11 protein-coding genes and 2 pseudogenes are annotated in these 13,158 nt (G+C 36.1%); 4 read left to right on the top strand and 9 right to left on the bottom strand.

Going from position 1 to position 13,158, the window contains the following annotated elements:
• Nucleotides 1-69: 69 nt before the first annotated feature.
• A pseudogene (locus tag GTU69_RS14450) lies at nt 70-540 on the bottom strand (IS3 family transposase); the annotation flags it as partial.
• 74 nt (nt 541-614) lie between these two features.
• Here GTU69_RS14450 and GTU69_RS14445 point away from each other — a divergent pair.
• Both GTU69_RS14445 and GTU69_RS14440 read left to right on the top strand, forming a co-directional pair.
• Entirely contained in the window at nt 615-965 is a 351-nt protein-coding gene (locus GTU69_RS14445; protein WP_166171487.1) for a DUF3147 family protein, read from the top strand.
• Between the two features lie 517 nt (nt 966-1,482).
• Nucleotides 1,483-2,184, top strand: a complete 702-nt coding sequence (locus tag GTU69_RS14440) for a VIT family protein (protein WP_166171485.1) — start codon at nt 1,483-1,485, stop codon at nt 2,182-2,184.
• A 103-nt stretch (nt 2,185-2,287) separates the two neighbouring features.
• On the opposite strand, the gene tnpB is transcribed toward GTU69_RS14440, so the two are convergent.
• From tnpB to GTU69_RS14410, 5 genes are all read right to left on the bottom strand, one after another.
• Entirely contained in the window at nt 2,288-2,533 is a 246-nt protein-coding gene (gene tnpB, locus GTU69_RS14435; RefSeq protein ID WP_166171483.1) for an IS66 family insertion sequence element accessory protein TnpB, read from the bottom strand.
• Between the two features lie 701 nt (nt 2,534-3,234).
• Nucleotides 3,235-3,792 (bottom strand): hypothetical protein, encoded by a 558-nt coding sequence (locus GTU69_RS14425; protein ID WP_166171481.1) that lies wholly within the window; start codon nt 3,790-3,792, stop codon nt 3,235-3,237.
• Nucleotides 3,793-3,831: 39 nt separating this feature from the next.
• Entirely contained in the window at nt 3,832-4,551 is a 720-nt protein-coding gene (locus tag GTU69_RS14420) for a hypothetical protein (RefSeq protein WP_166171479.1), read from the bottom strand.
• A 17-nt stretch (nt 4,552-4,568) separates the two neighbouring features.
• The gene (locus GTU69_RS14415) at nt 4,569-5,030 is read right to left on the bottom strand and encodes a hypothetical protein (RefSeq protein WP_166171477.1); all 462 of its coding nucleotides are present in this window, start codon (nt 5,028-5,030) and stop codon (nt 4,569-4,571) included.
• Nucleotides 5,031-5,055: 25 nt separating this feature from the next.
• Nucleotides 5,056-5,775, bottom strand: coding sequence for a hypothetical protein (locus tag GTU69_RS14410; RefSeq protein ID WP_166171475.1), 720 nt, complete (start codon nt 5,773-5,775; stop codon nt 5,056-5,058).
• Between the two features lie 128 nt (nt 5,776-5,903).
• Between GTU69_RS14410 and GTU69_RS14405 the strand changes: the two genes are divergently transcribed.
• Nucleotides 5,904-6,230 (top strand): helix-turn-helix transcriptional regulator, encoded by a 327-nt coding sequence (locus GTU69_RS14405; protein ID WP_166171473.1) that lies wholly within the window; start codon nt 5,904-5,906, stop codon nt 6,228-6,230.
• Nucleotides 6,231-6,611: 381 nt separating this feature from the next.
• On the opposite strand, the gene GTU69_RS17325 is transcribed toward GTU69_RS14405, so the two are convergent.
• A complete protein-coding gene (locus GTU69_RS17325) occupies nt 6,612-6,737 on the bottom strand; it encodes a hypothetical protein (RefSeq protein ID WP_277343579.1) in 126 nt (41 codons plus the stop codon).
• A gap of 443 nt (nt 6,738-7,180) precedes the next feature.
• On the opposite strand from GTU69_RS17325, the pseudogene GTU69_RS17225 reads away from it, so the two are divergent.
• Nucleotides 7,181-7,288: pseudogene (locus GTU69_RS17225) on the top strand (IS5/IS1182 family transposase); the annotation flags it as partial.
• A 68-nt stretch (nt 7,289-7,356) separates the two neighbouring features.
• Here the strand turns inward: GTU69_RS17225 and GTU69_RS14400 are convergent.
• Both GTU69_RS14400 and GTU69_RS14395 read right to left on the bottom strand, forming a co-directional pair.
• Entirely contained in the window at nt 7,357-12,408 is a 5,052-nt protein-coding gene (locus GTU69_RS14400; protein ID WP_166171471.1) for a tyrosine-type recombinase/integrase, read from the bottom strand.
• Nucleotides 12,405-13,073, bottom strand: coding sequence for a hypothetical protein (locus GTU69_RS14395; RefSeq protein WP_166171469.1), 669 nt, complete (start codon nt 13,071-13,073; stop codon nt 12,405-12,407). Before GTU69_RS14395 ends, GTU69_RS14400 begins: the two co-directional genes overlap by 4 nt.
• Nucleotides 13,074-13,158 lie beyond the last annotated feature (85 nt).

Raw genomic sequence — 13,158 nt, 5'->3', positions numbered from 1 at the left:
GTCATTCGCATCTCGACGGGATGAGTCCAGAAGCCTTTGAAGCAGCTTCAAAATGAGGCTGTCTCATGTCTAGGATACTGGGAGCAGTCCATTTTGATGGGCTTTTTCATAATCTAATGGAGAACGCTGACCATTGGAACCATGTCTGCGTTTTGAATTGTAGAACATCTCAATATATTCAAAGATATCCGATCTGGCTTCAGTTCTTGATGCATAGATTTTCTTTTTAATTCGTTCCCGCTTTAATAGCTGGAAGAAGCTTTCTGCAACAGCATTGTCATGGCAATTTCCTCTACGACTCATACTACTTTCAAGATTGTGATGCTTGAGAAATGTCTGCCATTCATGGCTGGTGTATTGGCTGCCTTGATCAGAATGGATCAAGACTTTGTTCTTTGGGTGTCTTCGCCACAAAGCCATCAATAATGCATCTAAAACCAGATCTGTCGTGATTCTGGATTTCATAGACCAGCCAACAACAAGACGTGAAAACAGGTCAATCACAACTGCAAGATACAACCATCCTTCATGAGTACGGATATCGATGAAATACAATATGTAACTGATTTCAACCCGCTATAAAATAAAATTTTGATTAATTACAGGAAATGCACATGGTCTGGCTTATTGCTAAGTATGCGCTCACAGCTGGGATGGTAATACTTATTTCAGAAGTGGCCAAACGTAGTGACCGTTTAGGCGGGTTGATCGCAGCCTTACCGATTGTAACGCTACTGGTACTGATATGGATGAAACTTGAGCATCAAGATCCACAGAGAATTTCAAATCATGCTTGGTACACCTTTTGGTATGTGGTGCCGACCTTACCGATGTTTTTAGCATTTCCCCTCCTGTATCAGCGTTATGGATTTTGGCCAGCTTTAGCCCTTTGTTGTGTAATGACCCTGGTTCTATTCCTGACATGGGCCGCTATCTTGCACCATTTCGGTATTGATTTAATGTAAAGGATGAAACAATTACTCACATTGAATCAAAATAAATCTTTTTTTACGGAAATGTTCACTGCGCTAAAACCCACAACCTTAGGGATTATCAAAAACCTTGTAGAGATCAGTAGATTTTTCAGTATGCTCACTCTTTATGTAATTGAAAGTGCAACGACATGATATGAATAAGCATCATTGGGAAACTGTGTATACCAAGCTCGGGCGCTTTTATTCCCCATTCTATGATTGACCCCATCAAGTAAGAAAAGCATCCAAAAAAATAGTATTGATTAGAGCTTAATTTTAAGATCTGAAAATTATCTGAATCTTAACTTGATCTCCAGTGAACAAAATACCGATGATATCCAGCCTGAATATGGATGCGCTTCTGAATTGATAGGTATTTAAAGCAAGTTATTCAAAATGGCAGGGATAGGTATGGATACGGATTTATATTCGCTATTGTCTGGCTCAATTAAGGTTTCATCATCCTATATTGACTATAATCATGTGGATAACAGCAAGAGAGTTTATTGTGCGCCATTCTTATCATATCGAAAAACATTATATTGAACGTGCTGGATGGTTACGTGCAGCGGTGCTGGGAGCAAATGACGGGATTATTTCAGTCACCAGTCTGGTGGTGGGAATTGCAGCCAGTGGCGCATCTACCCATACCCTACTGGTGACCTGTATCGCCGGATTGATCTCTGGGGCTGCATCAATGGCTGCGGGTGAATATATTTCGGTTAAATCCCAGCAAGACATTGAACAGAATGATCTGGAGATGGAACAACGTGAACTACAACGCCATCCTGAACATGAATTAAATGAACTTAAAAATATTTACATACAACGCGGATTACAACCCGCTTTAGCGCAAGAAGTCGCGCAACAACTGACTGCACACAATGCTTTAGATGCACATGCGCGTGATGAAATTGGTATTTTAGATCATACCTCTGCCCAGCCTTTTCGCGCTGCATTTTCTTCAGCCACTGCATTTACAGTCGGCTCACTTTTTCCTTTAATTTCCATTATGCTGCTGCCTGAGCAATATTTAGAGAAAGGCGTGATGGTGATTGGAGTATTAAGTCTTGGTATTATGGGTGCACTGGCCAGTTATGTAGGCGGAGTCAGCATCTGGAGAGGCTCAATCCGGGTGATGCTTTGGGGCATTATCGCGATGCTATTCAGCTCCTGGATCGGATCATTATTTAATGTGAGCGTTGCATAAGAGCATTTTGTGTATTCTCTCCAGAGATTACTCGCTAGCTATTACGCCTGGTTGCATTAACCTGAATCAAGCAAAATTCTTGAAGACAAACGGTTATTACAACTTATTCACCCTGATGAAACTGAGCCCAGTGGAATTTACCCTGTTCCAGTCGCCGGACACACAGCCAGATGCCCAGTCCATCATGCATAAGCACTTTCATACGATGGCCACGTTTATTACAGAATAGGTAGGCGCGATGAGGTTTGATCGAGCCAAAGGCTCTCACCACTTGAGCCATGACAGTATCCATACCCGCAGGCATATCCATCAGCTGGGTCGCAAGCCAGATTTCATCAATACGGATCATTGAGTCAAACCCTGGATCAGCAACAGTAATTCAGTTACTGACTCCACAGGCCAGTCGATCTCGATCATATGATCCCTTGCGGAACCTTGTTCCTAACGTAGTGGAACCCTATCGTGCTGTGGACTGGATGGGATTGTTAATGATGGGACCATTGATCTGGACTGACGAATCCATTTATGCAACAGATTCGCATTGACCTGTGTTGTATTGCGACCTTAGCCACCGATGTGTCTGGCTGCTGACATTGCTGAATAAGTTGATGTTGAAATTCAGCTGTGAAAGTTCGACGGGGCTTTTTTAGCGTTGGTGTGCTGTCTATAACTGCCTTTAAATCCATAAATAGGTGTCCACTTAAATTTTAGTGGACACTATCTCGATATTAATGAGTTAGCAAAAGTGAGGCTTAGCGGATGCTTACCTTCAGAGTCAGGTTTTCCCTTAATGATATATTCTGCTGCAACAATCTGAGTAGGCTTCGGTAATCCAGCGGCATTCCTTCATGCATAGATCAATTCACGTTCAGATGAGCTGACCACTGCCCAAGGTAGAGGCTAATTCCACTAATTGCTAAATAGAAATAAAGTCATATTTTGAAGAGAAGTCAGCTATGCAAAACCAGTTAAAATTAATTTTAATGACGCATAGAATAACATCAATGTGTATATGGAGATAAGGCAATATACTCAACAGTAAGTCTTCATTTAAAATGCAGATTCCTGTTGTTGTGCTTTCTGTTGAAGTTGTCGTTTTTGTTCAGCTTCTATTTCAGTGTTCATTTTTGAATAGTTTATTTTATCTGTGTAATTCAAATACGTTGTAGTATCAGGCCAACCACGATATGCCGTAATACTCATACCATTTTTGAAATTCCAAGTAAAACTTGCTTCTCCTAGACTAGGATTTCCTGAGCGTTGGCTCGGTTTTCCATATTTTGATGAAACAAAATTTGCAACCTCTACAATTTTTCCTGAATCCATGAATACGGGAAATTTATATTCTGCATAAGCAAATTTTCCATTGGATGTATATCCAAAATTTAATTCTGTAGTACCTTCTAATACAGCATTGGAATTGTATTTATCTATCCAGTAGTTGTTGTCTTCACGAACCACTTTAACATTGGTATTTTGCAATGCTGAGCGAATTTGATCACGTGTTGCACCTTTTAGCTCTACATTAAATAATTGTGGTGCAGCCATTACTGACATCGAAATCACTATAGAATAAGCAATAAGACCATTACCCCATAATTTATGCATGAAATATCTCCTATTAAAAAATGTTTAGCTGTAAAAATGTTATAGGGCACGGGTATTTTCAGGTTGGCTTTCATCATCGGCCAGTTCAGGTTCAGTCATTTGAATATCATCAAGCACATCTTTATGAGTTGTATCTATATTTTTTGATTTTGTAGAGGGTTGAGTTGATTCATCCCAATTCTTATCAAACTCTGCATGTTTACGGTTAAACTCGGCATCAAAATCAGCTCTTCTTTCTTCAAACTCAGCATTGAAATCCACACGTTTTTTTTCAAATTCAGCTTGTCGAGCTTGCTGTTCTTCAAGAAATTGTAAAAATTTCTGATAAATCTGGGTAGACTCTAAAATTTCAGGATGTAAGTCGTTAAGGTTTCGGGTTTGATCATAATGCTGTTTGGTCTGTAAATATTCCTCTTTAGAAATTTCAACCCATGTTTCAGCTAATATATCTCTTTGATTGGTAATGTCATTATTCGTAAATTCTTGAATGGATTTATAAAAATGCTCTTCACCATCACCACTACGACTTTCATAGCGATAAGCGAAACCGTAATTATTAAATATATGACTGCTTTCAAATGAGTTTAAAGTCGTTTGCTGAGCTATAAATTTAGCATTTGGGTCATTACTTATGTTTACATTTGATTCAGAGGTAGACGATGTCTTTTCGCCTGCAATATTAGTCTGGTCATTTTTACTACAACCACTCCCCAAGATAAGAGTCAAAAAAACAACATGTAAAAAATTAAACTTAATCATTCCAAATTTTCCTTTTATTATTTTATATTTATACCGGATGAAGCCGGATATGTTTTAAAACTCAGTTTTTTACGATTTTCATTCAGCCCCTTAATGTCTGATTGATCTATGACATTTAATGCATCATTAACCGCATCCATTAATAGTTCTATTTCCATGGCTGTAGTTCGTTCTGGACTTGACCATATTGAACGTTTATAGTTATTTGAAAATATAGGAAAATTTATATCTTCAACTGTAGCAATTACAACAGCAGTAGCTTGTTGATTACTTATAGCTGAGCTATAGCGTAAGTCAACTTTTGCATTCGCACTTTTTAAGCGCTCACAAACCTCATTATAATTATCAAATTCAAAATTATTTTTTCTAATAATCTCTGTTAGTTTGTTATCAGCGCTGTAACTAATTGAACAGTTAGAAGCAGCAGAAACACTGGTTCCAATAGCACCAAGTAAACTCAGTAATAATAATTTTTTCATCAGAATTTCCACTTTGATATTTAAATTAACGAATAGTACGAATTAGTGAATCGTCTAAGTAGCGATTTGAGAAATTATTTTCAAACCAACGCAAGGCATCTTGAGCAGAATAAATATTGGTATATATACGACTATCGACACCAATGGCTGAAATTGTTTGCCATGAACGCGTCATAATCGCTACAGGACTCCCCTCTTTATCAAACTCTACAAATGCAGGATCCACATCATAACGATTCGCTGCGCCATTAAACTCTGTAATGGATTGCACTAATCCGCGATTTAAATCACTATTAATGTTCTTTTTATATATGCGAACCTGATGGCCTTTAGCGAGAGCTTGCTCAATAAACATTTTTGAAGCTAAATCTTTTTCTGAAAGATAAATACCATTGTTAATTTTTCGATTCGCTTCATTAAAATTTGCTTCGTGATTGATATATTTTTCTAAATGAATTGAACCCATTGTCCGTTTTTCTAATTTGAATTTATCATTGATTAATGACGGGTTTAAAACAATCATATTATTAGAACTACTTGAAAGGACTAAAAATTTGTTTCGTATTTCCTTATTAGCCATTTCATCCCAAACTTGTTGAGTACCTTTACTTATCCATCCATCATAGGCATTTACACCTTTTGATATAACACTTACTGTGCTATCTGCTACAGTTTGAATTTGTTGACAGCCTGTCAAGTTAATTGCGAAAAAAGAACCTACTAAAAATAAAAAATTCTTATTCATTTTACCCTCTGATTATTGGATCAATAGTATAAAAAAGATAACTATCACGAGAATAATACTAAGGAATTCTTAGTAATTAATCAATTTAAAACTAAGAGAATCTTAGTTTTAAATTGATTATCAAATATATGGTACGTAAAAATTCTAATGTATTTTCAATGCGTCTAAAAATTGCCCGTAAAGCGAAAAAACTTTCTCAGGAACGGTTGGGGATACTTGCAGGTATTGATGAAGCTTCGGCTAGCGCACGAATGAATCAATATGAGACAGGAAAATATGCACCTGATCTACTTATAACTAAAAAAATAGCTGAAGTTTTAGAAGTACCAGTCGCTTATTTTTACACAGAAGATGATTTGCTGGCTGAAATTATTATGCAGCTCCATTTTCTGACTAAATTACAGCAGAAAGAAGTATTAGATTTCATGAGTAAAATCAGTTTTAATATCAATTAAATTGATATTAAGTTTTTTATCAAAAAGAATATCTGATTTTTATTTATAAATCTTGTGCTTCAATGTATTCACTGATCAACTACCAATCTTCAGTTTTTGAAATTTCTAGTGGAAGCTCCGCTTCAAAGGATTCATAAAAATATCTACGCATACAATATTCAGTATAAGAATCTGCATAAGTTTCATATCGCACGATGATTAAGATAAATTTTGTGATGGATTTATATCAAATTTCACCCTGCTTAAGAGTTAAAATTAAATATACGAACTAAAGATTACTACTGTAATCTTTAGTTCGTATATTTCAAATTTAAATTAGCTTAAGATCTTCTTAAAAGTAAGCATCCGCTAGCGAATCCATTTAGATACAAGCTAGTACAATTAAACAATTAACAAATCTTTCTCGATATCACTTTCAACAGTAATTTCAGATTCCTCATCTACCCACACTTTTTGTTCTACATCCTGAATCAGACTACTCATTCCATGCGTAGGTTTTATTCCCATTGCATCAAGCTTTGCCTTTAATGACGTACACAAAGCGATTTAAAAAATCTTCACTCTGAAATCAGAGGCTTAAATGATTTGGTCGAACGTCTCTCATAACCAGCATGTTGATCCTAAATTCGGCTTAATACATGATGATTAGGGGGAATTTCTCTCTAAAAATAACTCTATTATCCTGTAATGAAAATCAGCAGCAGACTAAGTCACTCACTTTAATCATATTCAAATCAAATTCGCGGATTCACAGGTCATTGCTTGCCAAAATCTAATTTGCCAAGCAAATGCTTGTGTCCCCTAGTTTGAACTATATATGCTTAGGCTATTTGCACAAGGAAGGATGCTATCCGGCTTCTAGTAGCATATTAAATGCAAGGTATGATGTGATGTTTTTTTGGCTCTGTTGATCTATAAAAAATACCTGAGTCTCTATTATTAAGCGATAAATGAGCAGCAAAAGTTTTCCTAGTCAGGTAAATGATATTCATCCACACGTAGCTGTCTTGAACAAATTCACAGAATTTGGCTGCACTTATACCCAAGTTGTCACTTGAATTTAGCTCAATTAGGGTAGCGCTGTCTTTCAAACCTTTGTGTAACAACGCGTGCGTAACATATTTACTTAGATTCTGATATGATCTCTAATCACCAAATATCGTACACTCAACCATGCAAGTACCCATCGCACGGCGCTTAATGACGCTTGTTGAGACATAATTCTAAAATAATCATATTTATTATGTTTCATCACTATCGGAAAAAACTGATGTTCTGTAAGGATTGAAAGCATAGGTTCATCCTCTGCCGTAAAATGCATCAATACTTTTGTTACATTACTTTCATACAACCATTTTTTTATTAACCAATTATAAGTTTCTGATTGGTTTTGTTCTAAGTAATCAAATCGCTCTAAAATCTCTTGTGCAGAATTAAAATCTACAGCACTTAGTAATTCAGGCAAACGTGCTAACTTTCCTTGTGTCGATAATGGATGTCTTCCTATATTTGAACCACGTTTACCTGACGGAATGTTTGCCATCGTAATTAAAGCTATCTTCCAGGACTCAATATCTAATCGTGGCTGCCCCTGCCCTGAAATAAGATACCGCTCAATATCTTCAAATTGTTGAAATAATTCGTGTTTAATTACTTTTTCAGTTGAGTTCTCTCTTTTTTGAGCATAGATTACCCACCTCTGCCTTTGTCTTTTTTTGAGTACATATTTTTCGATGGTATCTCTCAACTCATATTTTAGATTACCATTCTGTTGATGAATCTCTTGGAAATGCCTAAATAAATTACTCCGACTCATGACTCGCTTAAAAAATGCAGTATGTAAATTGGGTTGCTGTTGTTGCATGCTATAGGCATAAGTAGCTAGAAATAAGATATGAACATAATGCTTTAACGTTGTCGATTCATGTAAATGTCCAAGCACTCGACTAATCGCCTTAATCCCTTGCCCAACCTGTCCTTCATTGCCTACTAGCGTATTAAATTGCTCATTCGATGGCATCCAATTTTGTAGCCATGGCAGTTCTATCATGAGCGCTTTAAAATCCACCACTGTTTGCAAACACTTTAAAGTATATGCACTTGCAAAAGTATGTCTTAAATGATGTAAGCTGAGATCAACATCTCCAGTGACTTTCTTTAATATTTGAGATATTTGATTAAAAAAAGGCCTATGCTCACTGTTCTCATCAGACATTAATATCGAATATTTTTTATTCTTATGAATATCATCTAATCCCTTTTGAATCGTCTGACTTAATAAATTCATCGGAACAACACGTTCTGATCCAAGTGTTTTTAACTGATGCTCACCATAAGGACGAATTCGGAGCATATCCTCATCAATATCTAAGGGCCGTAAATGAAGTGTCTCTGAACGGCGTACACCCATCGCTGCAGATAAACGAAAATGACGCTGAATCTCTAGACGTAAAGCAGCATCATTCACCCCAGATTTTACAGATTGTAATATTTGAACGATCTGCTGCACTTCATTTTTTGAAAAAACTTTAGCACTTGCTTGATGCGCTGTACGCTTGTGTAACTTTATACGATCATCATTTAACTGAATTAAAAAATCTCTAAAGCGATTCCACGCAGCGAGATGCTTGCGGTGTGGAAAATGCTCTTGCGTCAACTCCATCCATTTTTGAAATACATCTTCATCAATCTGGCTATCTTTTGTTAAATCTTCTGAAAACCCCAATATACCTGCACTGACGATGGCCAAATGTAGATGAATCATATTTCGATTCTGTAGACTTAACTCTTCTGCATCACAGCGTAAAATCAACCATTGCACAAAGCACGTTAATAAATTAACTGAGTAGTGATTCGTTTTATTATTGGCAAACTGTTTAAGCCAAATGCTTGATCTAGACTCACATTTTAGTTGCTGAATCATCGCTAAAATATCAGACAAATGTAGTTGCTCATCGCCTATTTCTATTTCACTTTCTGGCTCAGTGCTATCTAAACCTGTGGTTAATTTTTCATATTCGGATAAGCGTAATAATTCATTTATTGAAAGATCTTCAGTCAGGACTTGGCCTGATATATAACCTGCAATCAACGGAGTGCTATTTAACATCACATTTTGCTGTAAAGCTTTCAACCATTGAGCTAATGATAGAGTTGACTTAAGCCCTATTTGTTTTAAATAGGTATTAAAACACTTTTGCCAAGCCATTCTTTGTTGATTTCTTGACTGTGCTAAAATCTCTTTTAATCGGGTCTGTAAATACTGTCGGTCTACTAAAATTAAAGTCGAGACATAAGGACTTAATAGTACTGTACGGCGTATCTTCGTCACAGATCTATCATTATTCACTGTCAGCTCAACGAGCCGACTATTCCCCATAGCGACTATATGTTGATCAGAAGCAATAAACTCCAACATCGCTTGTAAATGGCTCACTCTGCACAGTTGTGAATACATGGAGAGTACAACCAACAAACGTCCTATTTCAACATCACAATTTTGATGTTCAGGTAAATGTTCTAAATCCTTCTGAATAAGATCAAGTAAGTTTTGTTCAATATAACACCATGTACTAAAACTATTTTCAGATGTCAGCCATGTACGATTAGCTTTTTGAGGAAGTTGAACGAATAAAGGAATTTTCGTTTTATCGCGAATATAAGCACAATATGCCTTGATCGCTTGTGGCAAATCAATGTCTGTATTTTTAGCTAAATGGGAAGCTAATACATGTCCAAGCTCGAAAGATACGTTTGGCTCAGGATTTTCCTCAAAAATCAATTGACAATAGGACTCATACTCTGAGTTTTTCAGCCATTTTTTTACATCATTTTCTGAATATTGTATTCTCGGCTTCGTCTCTGCTTGAACTGTTTTAGTCTCTTGGGTTAAAACAAATGTTGGAATATTCGGGGTTTTTAAAAAATTAAAAACATCAAGACATTCGAAACCTAACTGTTTTTGCAGGTTTTTTTGTACATCAAGCCACTGTTGTTTAAATGTTGATACAGGAAATACTGATAACATATCCCATGGATAACGACCACGTACCCAGTGCCCAAGTCCAGCATCCTTGAACCGTCCAGGTAACTGATTATTATCAGAGCGAACCAGCTTCCGTGCCCAATTTCTACCTAAACCTTCAATCTGATGAGGATCACAAAGTTGCACAGCATAAGATGATAAATCAACACGTGGTTCAACTTGATCACCCAGCATTCTCATCAAATCACGTAAAATTTGAATTTGTTTGATAAATGCTGCCGTCAATGGCACATAACGATCGGTTGATTCATCTTGATGATGTTTATCTTGAATCAATCCCCAGCCTTGCTGGCTTATCCACTTTGGAAAAGGTTGCTTAATCCCCCGTCCTGCAGTTGCAAGATTCATCCATAACTCTGTATACAACGTTAAGTTATCAAAGAACGTCTGCCAATCTTTCTGTTCGGCAGCCTGATTTATTCTCTTTTTTATTCGTGTAATTTCATTTTGTATTTCAACAACCTTTATCCCAGTTGGGCTACCCACACGTTCATTGGAAGAGTGTATATATTCAGGAATATCTATTTTTATCGTTTTTAAACAAGTAGCCCATAATTGCTCAAGCTTCCTCTGCTCAAAAGATGCATAATGAATTAAGTTATCATGATTCCGGCCTGATGCATTGGTCACTGCTTTAACGACAGCTAAATCACCTTGGCTATGCTCATATAACAACCGTGGAAGAAGATCTCTAATGCTTTTCAGGCTGATTTCTAGCTCTTTAGGTATACTATTAATAAGTCTACTAGCTTCACGTTCAACTGCCGGTTGACGGGTTTTAATCGCAAGTTTTTTGACTTGATTCACCAAATCATTGAGCTCACTTGGTAAAACCAAATGTAATTTCCTGGTCCATGGCACATGAAATTTAGACTCTTCTGGCTTTGTTTTGAGTGTCGGTGTGCCTGCTAAAACACTCAATACGTATGCAGATAAAGTATTATCATACTGAATAAGAATATTATTCTGATCAGTATTTTGACTAAAACACGGCGCTGTTAATTCAGTAACTGAACGTCCAGTAAGTAAACTCAATATTAAAGCTAATTTTGCGCGTAAAATTAAGCTGGTATCAGCCTTAGATGGTTGACAGAGCCTAAACACTTTTTGAATCGAATTTAATGACAATCGCCATTTGGTCCAAACTAAACCAACATTTGTAGCTTCAACATGCTGAGAGGTAGACTTAGATGCATAAAACCCTCGAATTAAATCGGATTGTTCTGCCAAAAAAAATGTAAACAATGGCTCTAATGGTGTTTCATCTTCTTCAATCTCATCATACTCAAATACTTCAGAGACTAGACCACGATGAATTTCATCTACATCCTCTAAAGGTTGGATAGCAATACTTAATGAGCCGTATCGTTGTAAGATCAGTTTTTGATGCTTTAACCCTATACGGTGTAAAAACTCTCGACGTTTTTTCTTATTTTTTAGTCGATTATTTTGCCAAATTTGTGATAAAAACAGCTTTAATGCATAAAAAACTTCATTTAATCGTTTGTTTTCAGAACCAGCGGACATCAAATGAATCAGTTGTTTCGGTGACTTTTGAATAAGTAATTCTTTGACTTGTTCTAAAATATCCTCATTACTTGGATCGCCCAACAGCCTGATCGCTAAAAAGGCGTTATACACACGAGATCCTTTTTGATCTTTCAGCTTTATGCTTCCATCACCATTTAAATAATTACTATAAAGCGCTAGAGTATGTACATTTTTTTGAAAGTGAAATATTTGCTCTAAAAACCAAATTATTACAGTATCAAAACTCTCATTATTTCGACTTAGTCCTGCTTGAATCAATAGCAAATCACAAATTCCACTGTCTCCAGTGTATGGACGTAATGGCGTGAGTTTATGTTTGTTTTTATCTGTTGTTTCTGAGAAAAAATGTGAATATTGATCAGAATACTGTAAGGTACTAATAATCTTTAAAGTATTAAGCTCATCACGGAATTCTGGTAATTCATGATCACCAATCAATGTGAAAATTCGCTGACAAATGACAATAATACCAGCTAAGCTATAATGTGCACGTAACAAAAATAATGCTTGGAGAAGTTCTTGTTCTTCTATATTTTCATTCTGCTTAATCCATTCTATGAGCTGCTTAAAATAAATATTCATAAACTGCTCCTAATACGATAGATCCATGCTTTCTCAAAGTCTGTTAAAGCTAAAGCAACTTCTGCAGTTGGTGCCACACGAACAATTTTCTTCTGATGTTTTTGATAAAGTCTCTCCAGTCGAGGTAAAAATACAAAAAAGTCAGCTAAATGAAAATATGGTTGCACAGACTTGCCAAGCTCTTTTACTTTAATTTTTTCTAATGGCAAAAGCTTTTGGGCGAGATAACCTGCTAAAACATTTTCGATTAAAAAAGTACCACTAACCACCGGTGGTGCCCAATCTACCAATTTTTGAACAAAGGAAATCGGCAGCTTTTTTAAAAAATGCTGTGTATTTAAAAATAAAATCATTTCTTCTAGATCTAAATGCTTTAGTCGAAGTTGGTCTGCAACCACCATCTTATCCTGTGCTTTATCCACTTTACCCCAGTGTCTTCTTTTCACACTGTTCTTTAGAGTTTTTACATTAAATAAATCCATATCGACAGCAAGCAGTAACTTACGATATATCGCGAGCAGTAATAATGCTTGATTTTTAATTTCTTCTGAAAACCTGCTCGTTTCCTCATTGAGTAACATCATTTTCAAAACTAAAACTGGGCATGGTTTTTTAAACCTGCCTTCAGATATTGTTAATGCATCAATGAGCAATGGTGTCATCATTTTTCTACACAGTTAAGTTATTTTTAGCGTTGAAACAATAGATTAATATAGTCCCAAAATAAATAAAATTAAATCAAAAAAAATT

The organism is Acinetobacter sp. SA01 (assembly GCF_011319235.1).
In the GTDB taxonomy this organism is placed as follows: Bacteria; Pseudomonadota; Gammaproteobacteria; order Pseudomonadales; family Moraxellaceae; genus Acinetobacter.
Note: the sequence above shows the minus strand (reverse complement) of the source record. Positions and strands in the feature narration are given on the sequence as shown.